A 25,359-nucleotide genomic window follows, 5' to 3' on the forward strand; every position below is an offset into this window, starting at 1 on the left:
GTCAGTCCCATGTCAGGCCTCCTCGTTTCCACTCGTAGGCGTAGGCGACGAAGACGTTGAACATGAACAGCGCCATCGCCGCCAGACCGAAGACGCCGAGCGCGTCGAAATGGACCGCCCACGGGTACAGGAAGACGATCTCGATGTCGAAGATGATGAACAGCATCGCGGTGAGGTAGTACTTCACCGGGAAGCGGCCACCTCCCACCGGCTGGGGTGTGGGGTCGATGCCGCACTCGTACGCATCGAGCTTGGCGCGGTTGTATCGGCTCGGGCCCGCGAGGCTCGCCACCGCGACGGAGAAGACCGCGAAGGCAAGCGCGATGCCACCGAGTACCAGGATCGGTACGTAAGCGTTCATGCGACCTCCGGTTGCTCGCGCGAATCCGGCCGCGGGTCTGCTCGTCGCCCGCGAACCCACCCCCGCCGCGCACCGGGCGGTTCCGCCCCGGCCCAGGGTTGTGAGTCACGGCACACACTAGTGCTGTTCGCGTCGGACTTGTCGCGATTTCACGCCCTCGATTCGGGGCGGCGTGTCGGGCTGCTCGACAACCGGAAGGGGGGGTAGATTCTCCGGCCCCACATACGAGTTCGCGGCCGGGCGGTCGCGCGCCGGAAGGGTCAGGAGGGGCGCGAGCGAGGGGTGAGCAGCGCGAGGACCTGCCGGCCGAGCCGGATCGGGTCGACGGGATGACGCAGCGCCACCTCGGCGCCCGACCAGCGGGCGAGCCATTCGTCGTCGGCCCGGGCGATCAACACGATGATCGGCGGGCACGAGTCGAGTTCGTCCTCGAGTTGTTTCGCGAGGCCCATGCCGCCCGCGGGGGCGGCCTCACCGTCGAGCACGGCGAGGGCGATGTCGCCGGCGTGCATGCGTTCGACGACGACCGGCGGTGTCGCGACCTCGACGTAGTCGAGTGGAGGCAGATCCGGGTGCAGGCGGGTACCGAGGGCATCACGAACCTGTTGCCGCACGGTCGCATCGTCGCTGTAGACGAGGATGCGCAGCGAGTCGGTCACGGGCAAGATGCTAACCGAGCACACCCGCCCGTCCGGGGAACCCGCGTGTCGCGGCGGCGCCGCGACGTCGGCGGGCCGGGACGAGCTCAGGATCCGCTACCGAGCGGATGCCACCGTTCACGGATCTCGGGACGGGTCGCGGTCTCCGTCTCGTCGTCGTGGATGATCGAGGCGGGCGCGATCATCAGGTGCGCCAGCACGATGCACGCGCCGGTGAGCATGGCGAATGCGGCACCGATCAGATACGACCCGGTGAACACCGCAGCCAGGAATCCGATCGTGAGCATCCCCGTGAGTGCGATGATCGCGAGAATCCGCCGACTCGAGCGTGGCATCGAATCGGACCTCTCGTCCGTGGATGCAACCATGAGCATCTCCGTTCCTCCCCGGAACGGCGCATCTCGTACTCCCGCATCCACTCATCGTTCCCGGTCGACGAATCGTCGGTGATGAGCAGACCCCCGCGGTGGCCGAGTGCGGCCGTCCCCTCCTCCGCTCGGACCGTGAGCGGTTTCGGTAACAGAATACTATCAAATGTGACATTCGTCTTGTGCTCTGTTTGTGGGACATCACGAAGTTGTGGACGGCCCGGAAATCTGTCGGTAACCGACAGTCCCTCCAGAAGGTTAGGCTCACCTCTCGAACCGGTCCGATCAGTGAGAGGTACCCATGAATTTCCTGTCCCCGCGCCGCCTCGGGTCACGCGCGGTAGTCGTGCTCGCCGCCGTCGCACTCACCGCCTGCTCGTCCGGTGGTGGCGACGACTCGAACGGTTCTCCGACCGGCGACTTCGAACCCGTCGCGATCGAGCACGCGCTGGGCACCGCCGAGATCGACGCGCAGCCCGAGAGGGTCGTGACACTCGGGATGGGTTCGGCCGAGACGGCGATCGCACTGGGTGTCACCCCGGTGGGGATGGAGGAATATCCCTGGGGCAGCGACGAAACCGGATATCTGCCCTGGATCCACGAGGAACTGACCGAACGCGGCGAGCCGCTGCCCGAGCAGTTCACCGGTGGCGCCGAGGTGGACGTCGAGGCGATCGCCCGACTCGCTCCGGACGTCATCCTCGCGCCGTGGTCCGGCATCACGCAGGAGCAGTACGACCTGCTGTCGGCGATCGCCCCGACCGTCGCCTACCCCGAACTGCCCTGGACGATCACCTGGCAGGATCAGATCGAGACCATCGGCACCGCGCTCGGCAGGCACGACGAGTCGCTGGGTCTGATCACGGGGATCGAGGACACCTTCGAACGCACCGCGGCCGAGCATCCCGAATACGCCGGGGTGACGTTCTCGTACATCTACAACACCGGTCCCGGAACGCTCGGGGTGTTCATGCCCGACGAGCAGCGCGTGGCGATGGTCCGCGGACTCGGGCTGACGGTCGATCCGGTCGCCCGGACTCTCGAGGAGACCGAGGGCACCGACTCTGCGGTCATCGGCCTCGAGAACGCCGGACTGCTGTCGGAGTCGGATCTGATCTTCACGTTCTATTCCGACCCCGCGAACCGCGCGGAGATCGAATCGCAGCCGGTCTACCAGCAGATTCCGGCGATTGCACGCGGGTCGTTCGTCGCGCCGGAGGAACAGCCGTTCGTCACGGGATCGTCGATGATCAATCCGCTCACAGTGCCGTGGTCCCTCGACCGCTACGTCCCGCTCGTCGACGAAGCGATCGCGAAGCTCGACCGCTGAGCCGGACGCACCGGTGGTGCGCCCGGCTGTGGGGCGTCACCGCCGGCGTGTCCGACTCCGGGCGTCACCGCCGGTGTGCGAGCCTGCGGACCATCAGATCACCGATCGACTGCATGATCTGCACCATCACGATGAGCACGACCACCGCGAGCAACAGCACCGGAGTGTTGAACCGCTGGTAGCCGTAGACGATCGCGAAGTCGCCGAGACCGCCGCCGCCGATGACACCGGCCATGGCCGAATAGCCCACCAGCAGCACCAGGGTGAGGGTGGCACCGGCGATCAGCGGGGACAGCGCTTCGGGCAACAGCACCTTGCGCACGATCTGCGCGTTGGTGGCCCCCATCGCCTGGGCCGCCTCGACCCGGCCCCGGGGAACCTCCCGTAGAGCGGATTCGACGATCCGACCGAAGAACGGGATGGCACCGATGGTCAGCGGCACGATCGCCGCGGTCGGTCCGATCGCGGTGCCCACGATGAAGCGGGTGAACCCGATCAGCGCGATCAGCAGGATGAGGAAGGGCAGCGACCGGAAGAGGTTGACGATCACGCCGAGAACGGTGTTGAGCGTCCTGCGCGGCCACAGTCCGGACGGGGACGTCAACTGCAACACGATCCCGACGAGCACACCACCGACGACGGTGAGCACGAAGGACACCGCAACCATGTAGAGCGTCTCGAGGGTGGCTTCCCACACCTCCGGGAATGCCTCGTACCACTGCAGTTTGTTCATCGCGCCTGCACCGTCATTCCGTGAGTCCCTCCAGTTCGGCTTCCGTCCCCCACGCCAGGGTCAGATACGGGCGATCGGCCACGAATCCCTCGATGAGCGTCCGATCGGTGCCCGCCGTGAACCGCAGGCGCATCCGGCCCACGGTGACGCTGCCGACCTGTTCGACGCGGCCGCCGACCACAGCGATGTCGGCATCGAGCTCGCGGATCATCTCCGCGAGCCACGGTCCGTGCGCGGCATCACCGATTGCGGTGACCAGCGCCGTGTCCGCGCCCGATCCCGTCGACGGGTCGGTACCGACCGGGACGAGTGCGTGCCCGAGCGCCGACTCGGGATCGGCGACGAGATCGACGATCCGGCCCGTCTCGACCACCTGCCCGGCGTCGAGTCGCGCGGCCGAGCTGCAGATCCGGCGCAGCACCCCGAGTTCGTGGGTGATCACCACGACCGTGACACCCAGGCGTCTGTTCACCTCGGCGACGAGATCGAGGACCTGATCGGTGGTGTCCGGGTCCAGGGCGCTCGTGGCCTCGTCGCACAGCAGTACCTCGGGTTCGACGGCGAGTGCGCGGGCGATGCCCACGCGCTGCTGCTGTCCACCGGACAACTGCGAGGGATAGCTCTCCCCCTTGCCGGCCAGGCCGACGAGATCGAGCAGCTCGAGCGCCCGCTTGCGGCGCTGGTCCTTGTCGATCCCCGCCACTTCGAGCGGGAATTCGACGTTCCGGATCACGGTGCGCGAGTGCAGCAGGTTGAACTGCTGGAAGACCGTCCCGATCCGGCGACGCGCCGCTCGCAGTTCCGCGCCGGACAGGGTCGACAGGTCGTCCCCGCCGAGCAGGATCCGTCCCGAGGTGGGTCGCTCGAGCAGGTTCAGACAGCGCAGAAGGGTGGACTTGCCGGACCCGGACGGGCCGACGATGCCGTAGATCTCGCCGTCGGGGATCTCGAGCGACACCCCTCGCAACGCCGCGACCTCCCCGGAGCGCCCGGCTCCGGGGAAGGTCTTGACGAGGTTCTCGACGACGATCATCAGTTCGTCGGGTGGACCGGCAGCACGGCGCCGGAGTAGGTCTCCTCGATCCAGGCAGCCGTCTCGGGCGACTCGAGGGCCTCGGCCAGGGCGGTCACGGCCGGGTCGTTCTCGTTCTCGGCCCGCACGACGAGCAGGTTGGAGAAGGGGTTGTTCTCGACCTCTTCGGTGACGATGGCGTCCTCGGCCGGGTTCAGGCCGGCTTCGAGCGCGTAGTTGGAGTTGATCACGGCGGCGGTGATCTGGGCGTCGTCGAGCTGACGGGCGAGCTGCGGACGCTCGATGGCGACGAGGTTCAGATTCTTCGGGTTGGCAGTGATGTTCGATTCGGTCACCACCGACAGGTCGGCCTCCTCGAACGGAACGTCCATCTCGAGCAGACCGGCCGACTCGAGCAGGTACAGCGCGCGGGCGTAGTTGGTGGTGTCGCGCGGCACGGCGACGGTGTCGCCGTCCTTCAGGTCGTCGAGCGAGGCGATCTTGTTCGAGTAGAGGCCGATGGGCTCGAGGTGCACGTCGGCGACGGCGACGAGGTCGTCGACACCCTTCTGCTTCTGCCAGTCCGTCAGGTACGGCTCGTGCTGGAAGAAGTTCGCGTCGACGTCACCGGCCTCGAGCAGTTCGTTGGGATCGACCTCACCGGTGATCTCGACGATGTCGAGCTTGTAGTCGCCCAGCGCCCCGGTGCTCACGATCTGGTCGAGGATCTCGACGTGCGGGGTGGACGACGCCGAGATCCGGAGGGTGGTGTCGTCACCTTCGGACGACGAGCAGGCCGCGAGACCCGCAGCGAGGGTGAGCGCGGCGGACGCGACGACGATACGACGCAGTGACATCGGGTGGATACCTTCCGTTGGGAATGCGGGGACGTTGGAAATACGGGGACGGACAGATCGATTATCGGGGTGCGGCGAAGCGGGCGAGGAGATCCGCGTGAAAACGCTCCGCCACGTTCGGATGTGCCCGCAGGCGGGACTTGAGTGCGTTGAGGCCGTAGACGGCGTGCAGCGTGCCGCCGTGTGCGTCGGGGCCGACGCCGCGGGCGGCCGCGGCCAGATCCGCGGGCAACTCCACCGCCGGGAGTTCGCGGTCGAGACCGGGATTGAGGAAGAAGGGCAGCGACACGCGGTCGGTGCCCGCCGGGGGCGGCAGCACACGATGGACGGTCGCCTGGAGGTAACCGCCGGTGGCGACCTCGAGGAGTTCGCCGATGTTGACGATGAAATGTCCTGGGAGCGGGTCGATGTCGACCCACCGTCCGTCGCGTTCGACCTGGAAGCCGGTGCTCCCGGGCTCGGGATACAGCAACGTCAGCGCGCCGACGTCCTTGTGGCTGCCGACCCCTTGACCGGTGACCGAGCGGTCGTGCCCGGGATACCGCGCGATCTTCAACAGCGGATCGGGATCGGCGAAGGCCTCCTCGAAGTGATCGGCGGGGGCACCGAGGGATTCGGCCCACGCGCCGAGCAGCCGGCGTCCGACGCCACCGGCCTCGTCGATCCAGCGCAGGGCGAGCTCGCGCAATCGGGGGACCTGCTCGGGCCACAGATTGGGGCCGTGCAGCACCTCCCAGGGGCGATCGGGGTCGATCCCGGCAACGGCGTCGCGTTCCGGGCCGATGTCGAGCTGTTCGCGCCAGTCGACGTAGCCCTGGGTGCGTTCGCCACCGACACGGGTGTAGCCGCGGAAGTGGGGTGAGCGGATGTTCTCGATCGCGAGCTTGTCCGCCTCGGGGAGAGCGAAGAATTCGCGGGCCGCCGCGACGAGTTCGTCGGCGAGCGCGGGGTCGATCCCGTGACCGGCGAGATGGAAGAACCCGATCTCGTGGGTGGCCTCCCGGAGGCGATCGAGCAGGGCGTTGCGTGTGGTGTCGTCGCCGTCGAGATCGGACAGATCGATGACGGGCAATACCGTCGAATCGGACATGATGTGCCTTTCGAACCGCATCGGATGCGAGGAATTCCCGGTCACCGCCGGATCGTCGGTCACAGCGGACTCAGGGGAATCGTGAGAGCAGTGCGAGCAGCCCCGACAGGGGTGATCAGCGGCAACGACAACACGCAGGAGCCACGGCGCTTCGAGCGCGTGTGCTCACAGTCTGCGCGTGAGTGTTGCCCATGTTCTCCTCCGATGAGGTCGCGTGCGACCTTCGACGACAGTGGCGCCACGACGTGGTCCTGATCAAGGCTAATCGCCGCCTCGACCACCCGGCAAATCACCCTCGACCGGCAGTGCGACACCATTGACAGCAGACTGTCGTTTTGTCAGCATATTGTCATGACCGAAACAGTTCACGTCGCCGTGTACGACACCCTGGCGGACTGGGAGATCGGATACGTCACGCCACACATCGCGGATCCCGAATGGCAGCGCAACCCCGGCCGGTACCGCGTCCGTACCGTCGGAGCCACGACGGAACCGGTCACGACCAAGGGCGGACTCCGCATCCTTCCCGACACCGTGCTCGCAGACGTCACGCCGGAGGACAGCGCGATGCTGATCCTCGCGGGCAACGACATCTGGCCGACCGACGCCTACACCCCGTTCGTCGACAAGACCCGGCAATTCCTCGACGCCGGCGTTCCGGTGGCCGCGATCTGTGGCGCGACCGGAGCGCTCGCGGCTGCCGGCCTGCTCGACGAGCGGCCGCACACGAGCAACGCTCGGGAATTCCTGCAGAGCGTCGGATACGGTGGCGCCGATCTGTACCGGGACGAACCCGCGGTCACGGACGGCGATCTCATCACCGCGAGCGGCATCGCCCCGGTCGACTTCGCCCGCGCGATCTTCGCCCGGCTCGACATGTACGAACCGCGCGTCCTCGACGCCTGGTACGCCCTCTACGGCGAGCGCGACCCGCGCGGCTACTACGACCTCATGGCGTCCGGGTCGTGACGGAACAGTACGCGGCGGGGCAGAACGCGAGTGAGCAGAACGCCGCCGAGCAGCACCCGGCCGAGCTGCTCAGCGCGGCCGCACTGACGGCCTTCCGCCTCAACGGGCAGTTCCTCGCGCTGGCCGAGAGCCTGGCGCGTCCCGTGGGCCTGACCGCGGCCTGGTGGCAGGTCCTCGGTGCGGTCTCCCCCGAGCCACTGCCGGTGTCCGCGATCGCCCGCGAGATGGGCATCACCCGGCAGAGCGTGCAGCGCATCGCCGATCTCCTCGTCGACAAGGGCCTGGCGGAGTACCGACCCAATCCGGCGCACCGTCGCGCCAAACTCGTCGCGATGACGCCTGCCGGCCGCGACGCGATCCGGGCCATCGGCCCCGCCCACGCCGACGCCGCGCGAGCCCTGTGCGAGGAGACCGGTGCCGAGGAACTGGCGCGGATCGTGGAGGGCATGCGTGCGTTGTCGGCCGCCCTCGATCGGTCGGCCGATCAGCTCCCCGACGGGCGACGCGGCGGGAAGTGACGGATGAGCCCTTCCTGCACGACGGTCGCGACGAGTTCGCCCTCGATGGTGAAGTAGCGGCCCGTCGCCATCCCACGGGAACCGGCCGCCACCGGGGATTCCGTGGCGTACAGGTGCCATTCGTCGAAGCGGAGCGGACGGTGGAACCAGATCGAATGGTTGACCGTCGCCGCCACGATCCGGTCGAGCCCCCACGACAGGCCGTGCGTGGTGAGGATCGAATCGAGGACGGTCGTGTCGGACGCGTAGGCCAGCGCGGCGACGTGGAGCAGCGGATCGTCGGGCAGTTGCCCGTCGGCGCGCATCCACACGCGGTTGTGGCCGAGCTTCTCCCCCGTTCCCCGCAACACCCAGGCGGGGTCGTTGGCGTACCGCATGTCGATCGGCTTGAGCGCGCCGACGAAATGCGGCAACTGCTCCTCGAAGCCGCGCAGGCGTTCGCCGATCGGCGGGAGCGCTTCGGGCAGTGGAACATCAGGAACGGTTACCGAGTGTTCGAGGCCCTTGCCCCACCGCTGGAAGGCGGCGAGCATGACGAACAGTTCCTGGTCGTCCTGGTAAGCGGTGACCATTCGGTTCGCGAAGTCGCGGCCGTCCCGGTGGGTGACGACGTGGTAGTCGATGGGCCGCTTGACGTCGCCGCCCCGGATGAAATGGGCGTTGATCGCGTGCACCGGACGATCACCCACGGTGCGTCCGGCCGCGATGAGCGCCTGCGCGACGAGCTGACCGCCGAAGGTGCGGCTGCCGACCTGTGCGGGATGACCGCCACGGAAGACGTTCTCCTCGACCTGCTCCAGATCGAGCAGGCCGAGGAGAACGTCGAGATCCGTCGTGTCCGACAGTGTCACCGGCTGTCTTTCTCGCCCAGCCGGTGCACGTGGATGAGGTTGGTCGAACCCGAGCGTCCCGGAGGCGCCCCGGCGACGATCACCACGAGATCGCCGCGCTGGTACCGACCGAGCGACAGCAACGCCGCGTCGACCTGTTCGACCATCTGGTCGGTGGTGTCGACCGGCTCGACCGAGAAGGTCTCGGTGCCCCACGTCAGCGCCAGCTGGTTGCGGATGTGCGGGACCGGCGTGAAGGCGAGCAGCGGCAGCGGGGTGTGCAGCCGCGCGAGTCGTCGCACGGTGTCGCCCGACTGGGTGAACGCGACGAGCGCCTTGGCGTCGAGACGCTCGCCGATGTCGCGGGCAGCATACGAGATGACACCGCGCTTGGTGCGCGGAACATGCGTCAGCGCAGGCACTTCCGTCGAATCCGACTCGACGGCGGCGATGATGCGCGCCATCGTGCGGACCGTTTCGACGGGGAACTTGCCGACCGATGTCTCACCCGAGAGCATCACGGCGTCGGCACCGTCGAGCACGGCGTTGGCCACGTCGGAGGCCTCGGCGCGGGTGGGACGCGAGTTCTCGATCATCGATTCGAGCATCTGCGTCGCGACGATGACGGGCTTGGCGTTCTCGCGCGCAATCTGGATCGCGCGCTTCTGCACGAGCGGCACTTCCTCGAGCGGAAGTTCGACGCCGAGGTCGCCACGCGCCACCATGACCGCGTCGAAGGCGAGGACCACGGCCTCGAGATTCTCGACGGCCTCGGGCTTCTCGAGCTTGGCGATCACCGGCACGTGCCGACCGACGCGGTCCATGACCTCGTGAACGAGTTCGACGTCGGCCGGCGACCGCACGAACGACAGGGCGATGAAGTCGACACCGAGGCGCAGGGCGAACTCGAGATCCTCGATGTCCTTCTCAGACATGGCCGGAACGGAGACGTTCATCCCCGGCAGGGAGACACCCTTGTTGTTGCTGACGGGTCCGCCCTCGATGACGCGGCAGACGACGTCGTTGCCCTCGACCGCCTCGACGACCAGTCCGACCTTGCCGTCGTCGACGAGCAATCGGTCGCCGGCGACGGCGTCCTGAGCGAGTTCCTTGTAGGTGGTCGAGACGCGGTCGTGGTCTCCGACCACGTCGTCGACGGTGATGCGGACTACTTCACCGTGTTCCCACACGGTGCGGTCCTCGGCGAATCGTCCGAGCCGGATCTTCGGCCCCTGGAGATCGGCGAGGATGCCGACGGCGTGCCCGGAGGCCTCCGACGCAGCGCGGACCCGGTTGTAGTGGCCCTCGTGGTCGGCGTGTTCACCGTGGCTGAAATTCAGGCGGGCGACGTCCATTCCGGCGTCGACGAGATTCCGCAGGACATCGGGGTCGGCGGTGGCCGGCCCCATAGTGCAAACGATCTTGGTGCGTCGGGTCACGCTTCGAGCCTAGCCTCCGAGCCTGCGAGCCTCCATCCCAGCACCCTGGCGCGTGTCGCCGGGGTGCCGAAGGGACGGAGTCGTCGGGATGTCACGGACGGAGCTGGCGTCCGTTCTTGTCGCGGACCTTGCCGGTGAGCATGAGGATGCCGTCGATGAGCGGCCAGATGCCTCCGATACCGCAGGTGAGCCATGTGACGGCGATCTGCGCGACCGCCGTACCCGGCTGGTCGAGGTAGAAGCGTCCGGCGCCGAAGGGGCCGAGCAGGATCTCCAGCACACCGGCGGTGACCTTGCTCTTGTCGGAGTACGGCTCGCCGGTGTAGGGATCGCGTCCGAAGGGGGCTGCGGCGTCGCGACCGTACGGGTTCGACGGGTCGGGGTATCCGTAGGCGGACATCACCCCGTAGCCGGGCGGCGGACCGTATCCCTGCCCGCCCTGCGGCGGCGGACCGTATCCCTGCCCGCCCTGCGGCGGCGGACCGTATCCCTGCCCACCTTGCGGCGGCGGACCGTAACCCGGCGCCTGGTGCGATCCCTGCGGACCGGTGTACCGCCCGTGGGACGGGTCCTGCTGCGGGGACCCGATCGGGAAGTGCGGATCGGGGGTCCCGTAGACCGGTCCGGTGCCGGTCTCGGGCCGGCCCTGATGCTCGCCGTAGGGATAGTCGCCCGGGGACGGATAGTCGGACTCGTGCTCGGCCGGCGGCGGGTAGCTGGGCGTGGTACCCCAGCCCGGTCCGTTGCCGACACCGGAGTAGGTGTCCCACCCCGGCCCCGGGGTACCGGTGGCACCACCGAGGGAGTCGAGGGTCGGCGGTTGAGCGGACAGCGACGCCTGCGCGGTGGCGTCGTAGTCGAACGCGCGTCCGAGATCGGGCGGCGGGGTGTGTTCGCTCTCCGAGGACCGCTCCGGCGTATCGGCGCCGGAGGCGGACTCGCTCGGCTTCGTCAGGTCGGGCTTGGCAGGCTCCGTCTTGTCGGGCTCCGGCTTGGCAGACTCCGAATCGGATGCTCCCGAAGTTCCCGGGTCCTGTGTGGTCACGAGTGATCCCCCTTGCTGTCTCCGGACGTCGCTTCGTCGACTCTACCGGCGGCGGACGACGAGCTGCCCGAGGCGGCATCCGCCGAGTCCGAGCTGCCCGACTCGGCATCCGCCGAGTCCGAACCGTCCGACTCGACATCCGCCGACGCCGGGGCGGAACCGGCCGGGTTCAACGACGCCGGGTCCTCGCGGCCCTTGCGTGCGAGGACGAAGTAGGCGACCGCGAGCACGAACACGATGCCCGAGGTGAACGTGTTGATCCGGATACCTGCGATCTGGGTCGCCGCGTCGGTGCGCATGAGCTCGATCCAGAACCGGCCCGCGCAGTACCCGGCGACGTACAGGGCGAACAGGCGTCCGTGGCCGATCGTGAACCTCCGGTCGACGAACACCAGCAGCAGCACGACGAGGACGTTCCACAGCAGCTCGTAGAGGAATGTCGGGTGCACGACGAATGCCACCTCGCCGGTGGACACACCGTCGACCAGCCCGGGCGCGACCTGTCCGGCGTCGTTGCGCCGTTCGTAGATCTCGAGGCCCCACGCCACCGTGGTCTCGCGACCGTAGAGTTCCTGGTTGAACCAGTTGCCGAGACGTCCGATGGCCTGCGCCAGCAGGATGGCCGGGGCGAGGGCGTCCCCGAAGGCCGGAAGCGGGATCCCCCGCCGACGGCACCCGATCCACGCACCGAGCGCACCGAAGGCGACCGCACCCCAGATGCCGAGGCCGCCCTCCCAGATCTTCAGGGCGTCGACCGGGTCGTTGCCGTCGCCGAAGTACTTCTGCCAGTCGGTGGCGACGTGGTAGAGCCGCCCACCGATCAGGCCGAAGGGCACCGCCCACACGGCGATGTCGAGGACGGTGCCGGCCTGTCCGCCGCGCGCGACCCAACGGCGGTCGCCCCACCAGATCGCCACGACGATCCCGACGATGATGCACAGGGCGTAGGCGCGGAGGGCGAACGGTCCGAGATACCAGACGCCCTGCGGCGGACTCGGCAGATAGGCCAGAACAGACGCAGTGGATGTCACGAGTGCACGTTAGCGGAGCGAACGCCCTTCGCGAGATCCCGAGTCAGTGCGAGCAACGCGTCGTGCCCCTCGGCGACGGCGGAGACCAGCGCCGAGCCGACGATGACACCGTCTGCGTAGCCCGCGATCTCCGCGGCCTGGGCACCGTTGCGCACACCGAGACCGACACCGACCGGGATGTCGGAATGCGTGCGCACCCGGGCGACGATCTCCGGCGCGCGGTTGTCGACGCTGTCGCGGGCACCGGTGACGCCCATGGTCGAGGTGGCGTAGACGAAGCCGCGGCACTTGTCGAGGGTGGTCGCGAGGCGCTCGTTGGTCGACGACGGTGCGACCAGGAAGATCCGGCCGAGTCCGTACTTGTCGGCTGCGGCGATCCATTCCTCCGCCTCGTCCGGGACGAGGTCGGGCGTGATGATGCCGAGTCCACCCGCGGCCGCGAGGTCGCGGGCGAAATTCTCGACGCCGTACTTGATCACGAGGTTCCAGTAGGTCATCACGACCGCGGCGCCACCGGCGGCCGTGATCGCTTCGACGGCCGGAAAGACGTCGCGGACTCGGACGCCGTTGGCGATCGCTTCGAACGCCGCGTTCTGGATGGTGGTGCCGTCCATCACCGGGTCGCTGTAGGGGATGCCGACCTCGATGAGATCGCAGCCACCCTCGACGAGGGTCTTCATCGCCTCGACGGAGCGCTCGACGGTGGGATAGCCGACCGGCAGGTAACCGACCAGTGCGGCGCGGTTCTCGGCGCGGCAGGTCGCGAAGATCTCGGTCAGGCGTTCGTGCGGGGCGCTCACTGGGCTGCTCCTTCGGTGCCGGTCCGCTCGGCGGACTCGGACTCGGACTCGTCGGTCGGCAGGTAGCCGAACCACTTGGCGGCGGTGTCGACGTCCTTGTCCCCGCGGCCGGAGAGGTTGACCAGGACGATGGCACCCTTGCCGAGTTCGGGACCGAGCTTCACGGCACCGGCGACGGCGTGGGCCGACTCGATCGCGGGGATGATGCCCTCGGTGCGGCACAGCAGCGCGAAGGCCTCCATGGCCTCGCTGTCGGTGACGGCGCGGTACTCGGCCCGGCCGGTGTCGGCGAGCCAGGCGTGTTCGGGGCCGACGCCGGGATAGTCGAGACCCGCGGAGATCGAGTGCGATTCGATGGTCTGGCCGTCCTCGTTCTGCAGCAGGTACGAGAACGCGCCGTGCAGAGCACCGTGGGTGCCGCCGCCGATGGTGGCGGCGTGCCGTCCGGTCTCCACGCCGTCTCCCCCGGCCTCGCAGCCGACGAGCTTGACGGACGGGTCGTCGATGAACGGGTGGAAGATGCCGATCGCGTTCGATCCGCCACCGACGCAGGCGACGACGGCGTCGGGCAGGCGACCGGTGAGCTCGCGGATCTGGACGCGCGCCTCGAGACCGATGATGCGCTGGAAGTCGCGGACCATCGCCGGGAAGGGGTGCGGGCCGGCGGCGGTGCCGAAGCAGTAGTAGGTGTTGTCGGCGTTGGTGACCCAGTCGCGCATCGCCTCGTTGATCGCATCCTTGAGGGTGCGCGAGCCGGTCTTGGCGGCTATGACCTCGGAGCCGAGCAGACGCATGCGCGCGACGTTGAGAGCCTGTCGTTCGGTGTCGACCTCGCCCATGTAGACGCGGCACTCGAGACCGAGCAGCGCGCACGCTGTGGCGGTGGCGACGCCGTGCTGGCCGGCACCGGTCTCGGCGATCACGCGGGTCTTGCCCATGCGCTTGGCGAGCAGTACCTGCCCGAGCACGTTGTTGATCTTGTGCGAGCCGGTGTGGTTGAGATCCTCGCGCTTGAGGAAGATGCGCGCTCCGCCGGCGTGTTCGCTCAGGCGGGTGGCCTCGTAGACCGGGGACGGGCGGCCGGTGTAGTCGCGCTGCAGGCGGTCGAGTTCGGCGAGGAAGCCGGGATCGACGCGTTCCTTCTCGTAGGCAGCGGTGACCTCCTCGATCACCGCCATGAGCGCCTCGGGCACATAGCGGCCACCGAAGACTCCGAAATGGCCGCGGACGTCGGGTTCGTGCGCGGTCGGAGTGGCGAGGGCTTCGCTCATCGAGGGAAGCCCTCGGCCCTTGGCGGAAAGTGCGGAATCGTCTGCAGTCACGCGTCCAGTCTGCCCCACCACGCGATGCGGATCACGTGGGGGTCCGGACCGGCCGGGACGGTCAGCGTGCGGGCTTGGGGCACGACGGATGCGTGCCCACCGTCACCAGTTCGGCGACTGCCTGGCGCGGATCCCCACTGGTCACCAGTCCCTCTCCGACGAGCACCGCGTCGGCGCCGGCACCCGCGTACGCGAGCAGATCGGCCGGGCCGCGGACACCGGATTCGGCGATCTTGAGCACGTTGCTGGGCAGGCCCGGCGCGATGCGCGAGAAGGTCGTCTTGTCGACCTCGAGGGTCTTGAGGTTGCGGGCGTTGATGCCGATGACGGTGGCGCCGGCCTCGAGGGCGCGATCGGCCTCCTCCTCGGTGTGCGCCTCGACCAGTGCGGTCATGCCGAGCGACTCGACACGGTCGATCAGCGCCGTCAGCACGGTCTGCTCGAGTGCCGCGACGATGAGGAGCACGATGTCGGCGCCGTGTGCCCGCGCCTCGTGGATCTGGTAGGGACCGACCACGAAGTCCTTGCGCAGCACGGGAATACGGACGACGCGACGTACGGCGTCGAGATCGGCGAGGCTGCCGTGGAATCGGCGTTCCTCGGTGAGAACGCTGATGGCGCGAGCGCCTCCGGACTCGTACGCTGCTGCGAGCTCGGCAGGATCGGCGATGTCGGCGAGAGCGCCCTTCGAGGGGCTGGCACGCTTCACTTCGGCGATGACCGCGATGCCCGGTTCGCGCAGCGCGGCCTTGGCGTCGATCGGTGGGGGCGCGGCCGCGGCGGCAGCCTTGACGGAGGCAAGATCGAGAGCCGCCTCACGGGCGGCGACGTCGGCTCGCACTCCTTCGAGAATCGAATCGAGAACTGTCATCGTGGCTCGAGTCCTTTCCCACCCTGCTCAATCCCGATGTGATCAAGCTCATCGGATCTGTCTAGAAGAGTAGTGAAGTGGTTTACAGCGGTCACCGGCGGGTGTCCGTATCACCTTCGCCACCGTCGTCGGTGGGATCCTCACCTGCGTCCAGCGCGTCCCACAGACCGCGTTCGGACAGGGGTTCGTCGTTCTCGGCGCGCCGGGCGGCCGCCTCGCGACGTGCGGCCGGGGCGTCGTACTTCGACGACAGTCCGGCCGCCTCGCGCGGGGTGCGCCACAACGTCACGGCCGCGGCGAGAGCCGCGACGGCGCCGACGATCGCGAGGACGGCCGGCAGCGGATAGGTCTCGAGGGCGGTCACGGTCGCGCGGTCCGGCAGCGCCGCGACACCGGCCGCGGTCTCGGGATCGGCGTCGCCGGTGAGCAACCGCACGGCGGGGATCGCGGCCGCGACGGCGACGACCGCGACCACGAGCGAGACGAGGCGCAGCGCGAATCCGCGTACCGCGAAGACGGCGGCGACCGCAGCGAGCAGCACGAGGGCGAGCGGGGTCAGCGCCGCCGCCCAGCGGCCGCCCTCGAGGTCGTCGACGCGGTCGATCCCGAGTCCGTCGGCCGAGACCGCGGTGACCCACGTCATCCGGCTCGACGCCCACAGCAGGGCCGCACCGATGCCGAGCAGCAGGGCGGCGATCACGGTCGGCCGGCGGCGGCGCCCGGTGGTGGCGCCGGCGTCCGGCGTCTCCGCGGTCACCGTGCGTCACCGCCGTAGGTGGTGAGGGTGGATGCTGCGGCCACGGCGGCGAGGGCGGACATGGCCTTGTTGCGGGCCTCGGTGTCCTCCGCCTCCGGATCGGAGTCGGCGACGATGCCGGCACCCGCCTGCACGTAGGCGACGCCGTCCTTGACGAGGGCGGACCGGATGGCGATGGCGGTGTCGGCGTCGCCCGCGAAATCGAGATAACCGACGATGCCGCCGTAGATGCCGCGGCGGGTGGGTTCGAGTTCCTCGATCAGTTCCATCGCACGCACCTTGGGCGCCCCCGACAGGGTTCCGGCGGGGAAACAGGCCGTGACGGCGTCGAGGGCGTGCTTGCCCTCCGCGAGTCGCCCGGTGACCGTGGAGACGAGGTGCATCACGTGGCTGTACCGCTCGATGTGGCGGTAGTCGTGCACCTCGACGGTGCCCGGCGTGCACACCCGGCCGAGATCGTTGCGGCCGAGATCGACGAGCATGAGGTGCTCGGCGTTCTCCTTCTCGTCGTGGACGAGGTCCTTCTCGAGCAGGATGTCCTCCTCCTCGTTCGCACCGCGCCACCGGGTCCCGGCGATGGGATGGGTGGTGGCCACCCCGTCCGAGACGGTCACGAGCGCCTCCGGGCTCGACCCGACGATCGAGAAGGCCGTCTCGCCGTCCGGGCCCGGGATGTGGAGCAGGAACATGTACGGGCTGGGATTGGACGCACGGAGCATCCGGTAGACGTCGATCGGCTCTGCGTCGCAGTCGATCTCGAAGCGTTGCGAGAGCACCACCTGGAAGGCCTCACCGGCCTCGATGTCGCCGATCAGTTTGCGGACGTCCGTGCAGAACGACTCGGTGGTGCGCTGACGGCGGTAGTCGGGTTCGGGTCGCGAGTAGGTCGCGACGGTGGCCGGTGCGGGGGCTGCGAGCGCCTCCGTCATCCGGTCGAGGCGGGCGACGGCGTCGTCGTAGGCCTCGTCGACGCGCTCGTCGGAGCCGTCCCAGTTCACGGCGTTGGCGATGAGCCAGATCATGCCCTCGTGGTGGTCGACGGCCGCGAGGTCGGTGGCCAGCAGCATCACCATCTCGGGGATCTGCAGATCGTCCTCGGCGAGCGTCGGCAGCTTCTCGAGATGGCGGACGACGTCGTAGCCGAGATAACCCACCATGCCGCTGGTGAGGGGCGGCAGTCCGTGGATGCGGTCGGTGTGGAGCAACTGGAGGGTCTCGCCGAGGACGTCGACGGGGTTGCCGCCCGTGGGCGCGCCGGCCGGGACGTTGCCGTACCAGGCGGCGTCGCCGTCGACGACGGTCAGCGCCGCCGGGCTCCCGGCACCGATGAACGACCACCGCGACCACGACCGGCCGTTCTCCGCCGACTCGAGCAGGAACGTCCCGGGGCGGTCGGCCGCGAGCTTGCGATAGGCCGACAGCGGGGTCTCCGCATCCGCGAGCACCTTGCGGGTCACCGGGACCACGCGGTGCTCGGCGGCCAGCTGGCGGAACTGCTCGCGGGTGGTCGTCGAATCGGAACGGCCGCCACCCGAGGAGTCGGTGGTGGCTGCGGGAATGGTGGTGGGCTCGCCGGACATGCGCCCCATCATCCCAGGGACCTCGTCCGGCCCTGCAGCCGCCGTCAGGCGACCTGGAACGAGCGCTTGGCCAGGCCCATCCAGAAGCCGTCGACGACCTGGTCGATGCCGCGACCGGGGGCATCGGAGGCACCGAGGGTGACGAACAGCGGAGCGAAGTGCTCGACCGTCGGATGCGCGTAGGGCATGCCCGGTGCGCGGTGCCGGAAGTCGAGCAGCGCGTCGACGTCGCCGCGCGCGAGTTGCTCGGCGGTCCAGTGGTCGAACTCCGCGGACCAGCCCGGTGCGGGCGCCTCGGGGCGCGGGTCGCGCAGGAAGGGCAGACCGTGTGTGGTGAACCCGGATCCGATGATGAGCACGCCCTGCTCGCGCAGCGGCCGCAGTCGTGCGCCCAGCTGCAGCAGGCGTTCCGGATCCAGTGTGGGCAGGGAGATCTGCAGCACGGGGATGTCGGCGTCCGGGTACATGACGGTCAGCGGCACGTAGGCGCCGTGGTCGAGTCCGCGGTGCGGTTGCTGCACGACCGGTTCGTCGTCGGGCATCAGCGCCGCGACCTGCCGGGCGAGTTCGGGGGCGCCGGGGCTGGTGTAGGTCACCTCGTAGAAGCGACGTGGGAAGCCCCCGAAGTCGTACACGAGCGGGGTTCCGGTGGTCGTCGAACCGATGGTCAGCGGAGCGGATTCCCAGTGCGCCGAGACCACGAGGATCGCCGTGGGGCGCGGCAGATCGGCCGCCCAGCGCTGCAGCTGCGACACCCACAGTTCGCTGTCGACGAGCGGCGGGGCGCCGTGACTGAGGAACAGGGCGGGCGTGGTCGCGGATTCGGTGGTCATGACATCCCCTCAAGTTGAAGCTTCAAGTATCATAGAGGAGAACCCGTCGCGCGGCCATTCCCGACCTCGGCCGGCTGCGACAGCGAGATCGAACGAGCGAGGAGCAGGTATGAGCAACGAGGACCCGCGGTGGCTCGATCCGACGCAGCAGAACGCCTGGCGGGCACTCGTCTCCGTCGTCACACGACTGCCGGCCGCGCTCGACACCCAGATGCAGCGCGACTCCGACATGACGCACTTCGAGTACTTCGTCCTCGCACTGCTCTCCGAGAACCCCGAGCGCCGGTTGCGTCTCAACGCTCTCGCCGCCGAGGCGAACGCGTCGCTGTCGCGGCTCTCGCACGTCGTCACGCGCCTCGAGAAGCGCGGCTGGGTGCAGCGGGAACCGGTTCCGGGCAGTCGCGGTTCGTACGCAGTGCTCACCGATGCCGGCTACGACACCGTCGTCGAGGCGGCACCGAGCCACGTCGAGGCGGTGCGCAGGCTCGTGTTCGACGGCCTCGACGACGACCAGGTGCGCGCGCTCGCGCGCCTGGGCTCCGCCCTGGTCGAGCAGATCGACGAGGGGATCGCCGGCGGTATCGGCAAGGCCTGAGCTATCACCCCACCCGCCGTGCGCCCGTCACGTGGCGGGGCGGCTCCTCGGCACGTCCCGGAACGGGATGCTCGGGTCGTGGCTGCGCTCACGCGGCATGCCGAGCACGCGTTCGCTGATGGCGTTGCGCGCCATCTCCGTCGTCCCGCCCGCGATGCACCACACCTGCCGCATCAGATGGTCGACGCCGCGCTGCGCGACCGCTCCGTCGGTCTCGTCCCAGGCGGCACCGTTGGCGTCGGTGAACTCGTAGCCGATGGTGACGAGGCGGCTCTCCACGACACCGGACATCAGGCGGGCGATGCTCGCGGCCTGGTCCGACATGGTCCGCGTCGCCACGCCCGTGGACACCCGCTGTTCGAGGGACTGCTTGACCAGTTCGAGCATCCGCGCCTCCCCGAGGAGGTCGCGGGCGAGCGGGTCGTCGAGCCGGCCGGCGTCGTGGGCCACGGCGAACAGCTCGGGCATCCGCGAGGCGCCGCGCGAGACCCCCGCCGGGATCGTCGTGTACGGCGAGTTCCGGTACATGCGCTCGTGGAACATCCAGCGGGTGCCCACGGTCCAGCCGTCGTCGACCTCGCCGAGCCGGTCGCTGTCGGGGACACGCACATCCGTCAGGAATTCCTGGCAGAACTCCTTCGAGCCGCTGAGCATCTCGATGCGGTGCACCTCGACCGAGGGTTGCTTCAGCGGAATCATGAAGACGGTCAGTCCCCGGTTCTTCGGGACGTCCCAGTCGGTGCGGGCCAGGCACAGCGCCCAGTCCGACCACCACGCACCGGTGGTCCAGATCTTCGATCCGTTGAGGATCCAGTCCTCACCGTCGCGGACCGCGGTGGTGACGGCGGCGGCGACGTCGGATCCGCCGCTGGGTTCGGAGAGCATCTGCATCCACAGTTCCTCGCCCTTCAGGATGGCGGGGATGTGGCGGCGTTTCTGTTCCTCGGTCCCGAATTCGAGCAGCACCGCCGCGCACGGCACGAAGGTGGGCACCTGCAGACGGGATGGATACTCGTAGCCGGCGAGTTCCTCGTCGAACACCTGCTGGTAGGCGCGCGGCAGCCCCTGCCCGCCGTACTCGCGGGGAAAGCAGATGCCGGCGAAGCCCGCGTCGAACATCGCCCGCTGGATGTCGCGCTCGCGCCGGACGAGGGCCAGTTCCTCCTCGTCGGATGCCTCAGGGCGGAGCACCCCGATGTAGGCCGCGGAGTCGGAGCGTTCCAGGTTGGCGTCGATCCACGCCCGCGCCCGTGCCCGGAACTCGTCGAGCGTCTCGGTCACGTCGGCCCTGTCCGAGGTGTCGAGGGCCATCAGGATGCCTCCCGGAGTTCGACGATGTCGGCGAGACGGGCACGATGTTCGGCCGGGGTGCCGAAGCCGGAGCGGTTCGCGGCCGCGCGTCGCGCATAGAGGTGCAGATCGTGTTCGTAGGTCACGCCGATCCCGCCGTGGATCTGGATGCAGTCCTGCACCAGCTCGCTGCCGTACTGGCCTATGTAGGCCTTTGCGGCGCAGACGAGTTCGTCCGCATCGGAGCTCGATGTCGCGACCGCTCCGGCCGCGCGGTCGGCAATCGCGTGACTCGCCTCGATCCAGGTCTTCATGTCGGCGAACCGGTGCTTGAGTTCCTGATAGGAGGCGAGCGGGCGACCGAAGGAGTAGCGGTCGAACGCCCATGCGACGGTGAGATCGAAGACCGCCTGCAGCGCCCCGACGGATTCGGCGCAGGAGATCACGATCGCGGTCCGCCGCGCGCGGGCGGCGTCGTCCGCTCCCCCGCCGGGTCCACCGACGACGGAGCTCAGCGGCACGCGCACCTCGTCGAAGTGGACCGCGGCGTAGCGCCGCGTGACGTCGATCGACCGAAGCGGCGTGATGTTCACTCCCTGCGCGTCGCGGGGTACGAGCACGTTGGTCACGTCCTGCCCGGTCCGACCGGTCACGAGCAGGAGATCGGCGGTGATGACGGCCTCGACGGGGCGTTTGGTGCCGGTGACGACCACCTCGTCGCCGTCGATCCGGATCTCCACAGGCGCGGTGGCGGTCCGGCTGCCGGCGCGCGGTTCGTCCAGGCACCAGGCTGCGGTGGCGCGGCCGGCGAGCAGCGCCGCCAGCGTCTCCTCGTGGTCTTTCCCGTACCGGCCGAGCATCTCCGCCGCGATGTTCGTGGGGCACAGCGGCCCGGGGGCGGCGTGGCGCCCGAACTCGTGGGCGACCAGCGTGAGATCGACGAGTCCGAGACCGCTCAGCGATCCTCCGCCGTGGTCCTCGTCGACGAGCAGGCCGGTCCAGCCGAGTTCGGCCCCGGCACGCCAGTAGTCGGCTGCGAAGCCGTCCGGATCGTCGCGGAGGCGGCGGATCCCGTCCGGCGGCACCCTCTCCGCGAGGAACCGTGCCGTGGTGTCGCGGAAGAACTCCTGATCCGGACTCGGATCCAGCAACATGCGTGCCCCTTCACCCCGTCGTCAGAACATAACGCTCTCAATACAGAGAACACTATTCTCATCGGATACGAAAGGGGTGCGCGAAGACGGACTCGGGGTGAACCGGGTCGGGTCAGCCGAGCGGAGTTCCGCCCACGCCCCAGTTCTCGCGGGGCACCTCGGTGATCGTCACCCACACCGACGACGGATTCTTGCCCGAGGCCTCGGCGTACGCGCGGGTGACCGCGGAGATCACCTCGGCCTTCTGCTCGTCGGACAGGCCCGGCGTCTGACTGATCTGGATGAGAGGCATGCGGGCATTGTCGCAGCCCGTCGCACGACCCGCCGATCGGTCCTGCGCCGTGTCCGTCACGGCACGATCCGGACCTCCGTCGTCCGCGGATGCTCGACGAGCGCGACCATCACATCGACGAACGGGACACCGTCGACCACCAGCGTCGAATAGTGCTGGTGCAGAGCGAAATAGCCCTCGATCCGGCCCGCGGCACCCGCGGGGTCCGCCAGCGGATCGACCATGTCGCACACGGCATCGCCGGCAGCGCAGACGGTGGCCACCGGAACGTCCCCGAAGCCCGCCCGCGCCCCGGTCGGTGAGATACCGGGCAGGGCTGCGGGCACCACGACCTCCGCGCCGGTCCCGGACGTCCGCGGATCGGCGATGAGCAGACCGGCGAGATCGGCCGGTCGGTCGACGGCGCGCGCCAGGTCGGCGAGGACGTCACCGGCGACAGCGGCCCCCTGCGAGAAACCGACGATGCGCACCGCGGCCCCGGGGCACTCCGTGTGCGCCCGCGCGACCTGCCGGTGGAGTTCGGCGACCCCGAGTTCCTTCGACCCGTCGTAGGTGTGGGTACCGAGCGGGCTGATCTCCCCGGGATAGTCGATCCGTATCGTGCGCGCGCCGCGAGCCGCCAGGCGCTCGAGGATCGGATGGACCGTCGACGTTTCCTTGCCCACCTTGAGGGTGCCGTCCACGCCGAGAGCGATCATCGGCGGGCAGTGTGCGAGTGCATCCGACGACGCGAGATCCGGCGCGGCCGCGGCGGGCGAGCCTACGAGGCCCGCGAGCGCGATCGCCGCTCCGAGGATCGCACCGACCCGCGTCGTCACCGCGCGCATCTGTCCCCTTCCGGATCGTCGCGCGGCGACGCTATCAGGGGCGGGGAACGAGCGATGTCGTGCGAACGGACGACATCCGGCTACTCGGCGATCTGCGGTGCCTCGAGCAGGACGTCGGTGTCGAAGCAGGTGTGCGTGCCGGTGTGGCAGGCGGCGCCGACCTGGTCGACGACGAGCAGCACCGTGTCGCCGTCGCAGTCGAGGCGCACCTCGTGCACGTACTGGGTGTGTCCGGACGTCTCGCCCTTGACCCAGTACTGCTGCCGCGACCGCGAGTAGTAGGTGGCCTTGCGGGTCGCGAGGGTACGGGCGAGCGCCTCGTCGTCCATCCACGCCATCATCAGCACGGCGCCGGTGGCCCGCTCCTGCACGACGGCAGCGAACAGGCCGTCGTCGTTGCGCTTGAGCCGGGCGGCGATCTCCGGATTCAGGATGTCGCTCATCGGACCGTGATCCCTTCCGCGCGCATCGCATCCTTGACCTGACCGATGGTCAGCTCCCGGAAGTGGAAGACGCTCGCGGCGAGCACCGCATCGGCACCGGCCTGCACGGCGGGTGCGAAGTGCTCGACTGCGCCGGCACCACCGGAGGCGATGACCGGCACGTGCACGGCCTTGCGCACGGCCTCGATCATCTTCAGGTCGAAACCGTTCTTGGTGCCGTCGGCGTCCATCGAGTTGAGGAGGATCTCGCCGACGCCGAGTTCCTCGCCGCGCCGGGCCCACTCGACCGCGTCGATGCCGGTCCCGCGACGACCACCGTGTGTGGTGACCTCCCAGCCGCTCGGCGTGGGTTCCTGCCCTGCAGGGACGGTGCGCGCGTCGACCGACAGCACGATGCACTGCGACCCGAACCGCTCGGACATCTCGCGCAGCACCTCGGGCCGGGCGATGGCCGCGGTGTTGACCGAGACCTTGTCGGCGCCGGCGCGCAACAGGCGGTCGACGTCCTCGACGGTGCGGACGCCGCCTCCGACCGTGAGCGGGATGAACACCTGCTCGGCGGTGCGCGTGACGACGTCGAGCATGGTGCCGCGGTCGCCGCTCGACGCGGTGACGTCGAGGAAGGTCAGTTCGTCGGCGCCCTGTTCGTTGTAGAGGGCGGCGAGCTCGACCGGATCACCCGCATCGCGCAGGTTCTCGAAGTTGACACCCTTGACCACCCGCCCCGCATCCACGTCGAGGCACGGGATGACCCGCACGGCCAGCGTCATGTTCGATCTCCTTCGGAACCCAACTGCTCGGCCACGGACTGTTCCGTCGCCGACTGCACAATCTCCAGTATCTCGCCGTGCACTCCGGGCGCTGCAGCGACCACCGATCCGGACCCGATCCGCCAGGGGCTGCCCGCGAAGTCGGTGGCGATGCCACCGGCGGCCCGCACGAGTGCGACACCGGCAGCGTTGTCCCAGGGGTGATGGCCGAACACGACGGCACCGCCGATCGCGCCTCCGGCGGTGTACGCGAGGTCGGCGCCGGTGGAGCCGTGCATGCGCAGCCGGGCGACGCGCCGGCTCAGCTCGGTGATCACGGCGAGGCGCCGGGTGCCGGGCACGCGGCCGCGACTGTCGATGTCGAAACTGCCGACGGCGATCATCACGTCCTCGAGCCGCGCAGGTTGCAGCGGGTCGGTGGGTTTGCCGTTCACGAGCAGCGGCCCGTCGGCGATTCCCGCGAAGCGCTGATTCGTCAGCGGCAGCCACGTGAGGCCGAGGATCGGTTCGCCGTCCTCGACGAGTGCGAGGAGGATCCCGGCCATCGGCAGCCCGGCGGAGTAGTTGATGGTGCCGTCGATCGGGTCGAGCAACCAGACGGTGCCCTCCCCCGCGGACGGGCCGCCGAACTCCTCACCGTGCACGGCGATACCGGTGCGCTCGGCGAGCGCACCGGAGATCCGCCGTTCGAGTTCGAGATCGAGATCGGTCGCGAAGTCGTTCGGTCCCTTGTCGACGGAGCGCGGCGCACCGTGCCCGGCGACGAACCGTTCCGCGACCTCGTCGAGTACACCGCTCGCGACGGCGAGCAGCCGGTTCAGGTCTGCGGGGTCGGTCATCGGTCAGCGCGAGACGGCGTCGAGCGCCTCGGTCAGTGTGAATCGGCCCGCGTAGAGCGCCTTTCCGATGATGGCGCCTTCGACGCCTTCGTCGGTGAGCGTCGCGATGGCACGTAGGTCGTCGACGGTCGAGACGCCGCCGGACGCGACGACCGGAGAGTCGGTGGCCGCGCACACCTCACGGAGGAGGTCGAGGTTGGGGCCGGAGAGGGTGCCGTCCTTGGTGACGTCGGTGACGACGTAGCGCGAGCAGCCGTCGCGTTCGAGACGTTCGAGCACCTCCCACAGGTCACCGCCGTCGGAGACCCAGCCGCGGCCGCGCAGCCGCCACCGGCCATCGAGGAGCTTGACGTCGAGACCCACGGCGATGCGGTCGCCGAACTCGCCGATGACGCGCGAGCACCACTCGGGATTCTCGATCGCGGCGGTGCCGAGGTTGACGCGGGCGCAGCCGGTCGCGAGGGCCGCGGCGAGGGTCTCGTCGTCGCGGATGCCGCCCGACAGCTCGACCTTCACGTCGAGTTCGCCGATGACCTCGGCGAGGAGGGCGCGGTTGTCGCCGCGACCGAACGCCGCGTCGAGGTCGACCATGTGCACCCATTCGGCTCCGGCGTTCTGCCATTCGAGGGCGGCGTCGCGGGGCGAACCGTAGCCGGTCTCGCTGCCCGCCTCTCCCTGAACGAGGCGAACTGCTTCACCGTTGACGACGTCGACTGCGGGCAAAAGGACCAGGCTCACTGCGTA

29 protein-coding genes are annotated in these 25,359 nt (G+C 69.1%); 4 read left to right on the forward strand and 25 right to left on the reverse strand.

The features are described from left to right. Nucleotide 1: 1 nt before the first annotated feature. The 3 genes from CKW34_RS14140 to CKW34_RS14150 form a co-directional block, all read right to left on the reverse strand. Nucleotides 2-361, reverse strand: a complete 360-nt coding sequence (locus CKW34_RS14140; RefSeq protein ID WP_016935086.1) for an NADH-quinone oxidoreductase subunit A — start codon at nt 359-361, stop codon at nt 2-4. A 260-nt stretch (nt 362-621) separates the two neighbouring features. Then, complete coding sequence (locus tag CKW34_RS14145; RefSeq protein WP_080678464.1) at nt 622-1,026, reverse strand: response regulator; 405 nt, start codon at nt 1,024-1,026, stop codon at nt 622-624. Nucleotides 1,027-1,106: 80 nt separating this feature from the next. After that, the gene (locus CKW34_RS14150; protein ID WP_228524547.1) at nt 1,107-1,388 is read right to left on the reverse strand and encodes a hypothetical protein; all 282 of its coding nucleotides are present in this window, start codon (nt 1,386-1,388) and stop codon (nt 1,107-1,109) included. A gap of 301 nt (nt 1,389-1,689) precedes the next feature. Between CKW34_RS14150 and CKW34_RS14155 the strand changes: the two genes are divergently transcribed. Continuing rightward, entirely contained in the window at nt 1,690-2,718 is a 1,029-nt protein-coding gene (locus tag CKW34_RS14155) for an iron-siderophore ABC transporter substrate-binding protein (RefSeq protein ID WP_059381029.1), read from the forward strand. 64 nt (nt 2,719-2,782) lie between these two features. Here CKW34_RS14155 and CKW34_RS14160 read toward each other — a convergent pair whose 3' ends face one another. The 4 genes from CKW34_RS14160 to CKW34_RS14175 form a co-directional block, all read right to left on the reverse strand. Continuing rightward, a complete protein-coding gene (locus CKW34_RS14160; RefSeq protein WP_059381028.1) occupies nt 2,783-3,451 on the reverse strand; it encodes a methionine ABC transporter permease in 669 nt (222 codons plus the stop codon). A gap of 13 nt (nt 3,452-3,464) precedes the next feature. Next, nucleotides 3,465-4,484 (reverse strand): methionine ABC transporter ATP-binding protein, encoded by a 1,020-nt coding sequence (locus CKW34_RS14165; RefSeq protein ID WP_059381027.1) that lies wholly within the window; start codon nt 4,482-4,484, stop codon nt 3,465-3,467. Further along, complete coding sequence (locus tag CKW34_RS14170) at nt 4,484-5,320, reverse strand: MetQ/NlpA family ABC transporter substrate-binding protein (protein WP_059381026.1); 837 nt, start codon at nt 5,318-5,320, stop codon at nt 4,484-4,486. The genes CKW34_RS14165 and CKW34_RS14170 overlap by 1 nt, the downstream gene beginning before the upstream one ends. Nucleotides 5,321-5,381: 61 nt before the next feature. Then, on the reverse strand, nt 5,382-6,410 hold the full coding sequence (locus tag CKW34_RS14175) for an isopenicillin N synthase family dioxygenase (protein ID WP_059381117.1): 1,029 nt from the start codon (nt 6,408-6,410) through the stop codon (nt 5,382-5,384). 351 nt (nt 6,411-6,761) lie between these two features. Here CKW34_RS14175 and CKW34_RS14180 point away from each other — a divergent pair, with 351 nt between their 5' ends. Continuing rightward, a complete protein-coding gene (locus CKW34_RS14180) occupies nt 6,762-7,379 on the forward strand; it encodes a DJ-1/PfpI family protein (RefSeq protein ID WP_059381025.1) in 618 nt (205 codons plus the stop codon). Then, nucleotides 7,376-7,897 carry a MarR family winged helix-turn-helix transcriptional regulator gene (locus CKW34_RS14185; protein ID WP_059381024.1) on the forward strand — a complete coding sequence of 174 codons (522 nt, stop codon included), beginning with the start codon at nt 7,376-7,378 and terminating at the stop codon, nt 7,895-7,897. The genes CKW34_RS14180 and CKW34_RS14185 overlap by 4 nt, the downstream gene beginning before the upstream one ends. Here the strand turns inward: CKW34_RS14185 and CKW34_RS14190 are convergent. The 10 genes from CKW34_RS14190 to CKW34_RS14235 all read right to left on the reverse strand — a co-directional run bounded on the left by CKW34_RS14190 (nt 7,864) and on the right by CKW34_RS14235 (nt 18,405). Next, a complete protein-coding gene (locus tag CKW34_RS14190) occupies nt 7,864-8,748 on the reverse strand; it encodes an acyl-CoA thioesterase II (RefSeq protein ID WP_059381023.1) in 885 nt (294 codons plus the stop codon). The two genes, CKW34_RS14185 and CKW34_RS14190, sit on opposite strands and share 34 nt — an antisense overlap. After that, on the reverse strand, nt 8,745-10,166 hold the full coding sequence (gene pyk / locus CKW34_RS14195) for a pyruvate kinase (protein WP_059381022.1): 1,422 nt from the start codon (nt 10,164-10,166) through the stop codon (nt 8,745-8,747). The genes CKW34_RS14190 and pyk overlap by 4 nt, the downstream gene beginning before the upstream one ends. Before the next feature lie 91 nt (nt 10,167-10,257). Beyond that, entirely contained in the window at nt 10,258-11,211 is a 954-nt protein-coding gene (locus CKW34_RS14200; RefSeq protein ID WP_059381021.1) for a TM2 domain-containing protein, read from the reverse strand. Further along, nucleotides 11,208-12,242 carry a prolipoprotein diacylglyceryl transferase gene (lgt, locus tag CKW34_RS14205; protein WP_059381020.1) on the reverse strand — a complete coding sequence of 345 codons (1,035 nt, stop codon included), beginning with the start codon at nt 12,240-12,242 and terminating at the stop codon, nt 11,208-11,210. The genes CKW34_RS14200 and lgt overlap by 4 nt, the downstream gene beginning before the upstream one ends. After that, nucleotides 12,239-13,042 (reverse strand): tryptophan synthase subunit alpha, encoded by an 804-nt coding sequence (trpA, locus tag CKW34_RS14210; RefSeq protein ID WP_059381019.1) that lies wholly within the window; start codon nt 13,040-13,042, stop codon nt 12,239-12,241. Before trpA ends, lgt begins: the two co-directional genes overlap by 4 nt. Next, nucleotides 13,039-14,313 carry a tryptophan synthase subunit beta gene (trpB, locus tag CKW34_RS14215; protein WP_059381018.1) on the reverse strand — a complete coding sequence of 425 codons (1,275 nt, stop codon included), beginning with the start codon at nt 14,311-14,313 and terminating at the stop codon, nt 13,039-13,041. Before trpB ends, trpA begins: the two co-directional genes overlap by 4 nt. A gap of 112 nt (nt 14,314-14,425) precedes the next feature. Further along, nucleotides 14,426-15,235 (reverse strand): indole-3-glycerol phosphate synthase TrpC, encoded by an 810-nt coding sequence (gene trpC, locus CKW34_RS14220; protein WP_059381017.1) that lies wholly within the window; start codon nt 15,233-15,235, stop codon nt 14,426-14,428. A 91-nt stretch (nt 15,236-15,326) separates the two neighbouring features. Continuing rightward, complete coding sequence (locus CKW34_RS14225) at nt 15,327-15,992, reverse strand: TIGR02234 family membrane protein (RefSeq protein ID WP_059381016.1); 666 nt, start codon at nt 15,990-15,992, stop codon at nt 15,327-15,329. Next, nucleotides 15,989-17,572 carry an anthranilate synthase component I gene (locus CKW34_RS14230; RefSeq protein ID WP_176569465.1) on the reverse strand — a complete coding sequence of 528 codons (1,584 nt, stop codon included), beginning with the start codon at nt 17,570-17,572 and terminating at the stop codon, nt 15,989-15,991. Before CKW34_RS14230 ends, CKW34_RS14225 begins: the two co-directional genes overlap by 4 nt. A 44-nt stretch (nt 17,573-17,616) precedes the next feature. Next, nucleotides 17,617-18,405: a dioxygenase family protein gene (locus CKW34_RS14235; protein WP_059381014.1), complete on the reverse strand. Its 789-nt coding sequence runs from the start codon at nt 18,403-18,405 to the stop codon at nt 17,617-17,619. 109 nt (nt 18,406-18,514) lie between these two features. Between CKW34_RS14235 and CKW34_RS14240 the strand changes: the two genes are divergently transcribed. Beyond that, nucleotides 18,515-19,000 carry a MarR family winged helix-turn-helix transcriptional regulator gene (locus CKW34_RS14240; RefSeq protein WP_059381013.1) on the forward strand — a complete coding sequence of 162 codons (486 nt, stop codon included), beginning with the start codon at nt 18,515-18,517 and terminating at the stop codon, nt 18,998-19,000. 27 nt (nt 19,001-19,027) lie between these two features. Here CKW34_RS14240 and CKW34_RS14245 read toward each other — a convergent pair whose 3' ends face one another. From CKW34_RS14245 to priA, 8 genes are all read right to left on the reverse strand, one after another. Beyond that, nucleotides 19,028-20,311 (reverse strand): acyl-CoA dehydrogenase family protein, encoded by a 1,284-nt coding sequence (locus CKW34_RS14245; protein WP_059381012.1) that lies wholly within the window; start codon nt 20,309-20,311, stop codon nt 19,028-19,030. Beyond that, complete coding sequence (locus tag CKW34_RS14250; RefSeq protein WP_059381011.1) at nt 20,311-21,444, reverse strand: acyl-CoA dehydrogenase family protein; 1,134 nt, start codon at nt 21,442-21,444, stop codon at nt 20,311-20,313. The genes CKW34_RS14245 and CKW34_RS14250 overlap by 1 nt, the downstream gene beginning before the upstream one ends. Before the next feature lie 112 nt (nt 21,445-21,556). Further along, nucleotides 21,557-21,736 carry a tautomerase family protein gene (locus CKW34_RS14255; RefSeq protein WP_016935788.1) on the reverse strand — a complete coding sequence of 60 codons (180 nt, stop codon included), beginning with the start codon at nt 21,734-21,736 and terminating at the stop codon, nt 21,557-21,559. A 56-nt stretch (nt 21,737-21,792) separates the two neighbouring features. Further along, nucleotides 21,793-22,563 carry a cutinase family protein gene (locus CKW34_RS14260; RefSeq protein ID WP_059381010.1) on the reverse strand — a complete coding sequence of 257 codons (771 nt, stop codon included), beginning with the start codon at nt 22,561-22,563 and terminating at the stop codon, nt 21,793-21,795. 80 nt (nt 22,564-22,643) lie between these two features. Beyond that, nucleotides 22,644-23,006: a phosphoribosyl-AMP cyclohydrolase gene (gene hisI, locus CKW34_RS14265; RefSeq protein WP_059381009.1), complete on the reverse strand. Its 363-nt coding sequence runs from the start codon at nt 23,004-23,006 to the stop codon at nt 22,644-22,646. Further along, nucleotides 23,003-23,776, reverse strand: coding sequence for an imidazole glycerol phosphate synthase subunit HisF (gene hisF / locus CKW34_RS14270; protein WP_016696031.1), 774 nt, complete (start codon nt 23,774-23,776; stop codon nt 23,003-23,005). Before hisF ends, hisI begins: the two co-directional genes overlap by 4 nt. Beyond that, complete coding sequence (locus CKW34_RS14275) at nt 23,773-24,615, reverse strand: inositol monophosphatase family protein (RefSeq protein WP_059381008.1); 843 nt, start codon at nt 24,613-24,615, stop codon at nt 23,773-23,775. The genes hisF and CKW34_RS14275 overlap by 4 nt, the downstream gene beginning before the upstream one ends. A gap of 3 nt (nt 24,616-24,618) precedes the next feature. Next, on the reverse strand, nt 24,619-25,353 hold the full coding sequence (priA, locus tag CKW34_RS14280; protein ID WP_059381007.1) for a bifunctional 1-(5-phosphoribosyl)-5-((5-phosphoribosylamino)methylideneamino)imidazole-4-carboxamide isomerase/phosphoribosylanthranilate isomerase PriA: 735 nt from the start codon (nt 25,351-25,353) through the stop codon (nt 24,619-24,621). Nucleotides 25,354-25,359 lie beyond the last annotated feature (6 nt).

The organism is Rhodococcus rhodochrous (assembly GCF_900187265.1).
GTDB classification, from domain to species: Bacteria; Actinomycetota; Actinomycetes; order Mycobacteriales; family Mycobacteriaceae; genus Rhodococcus; species Rhodococcus rhodochrous.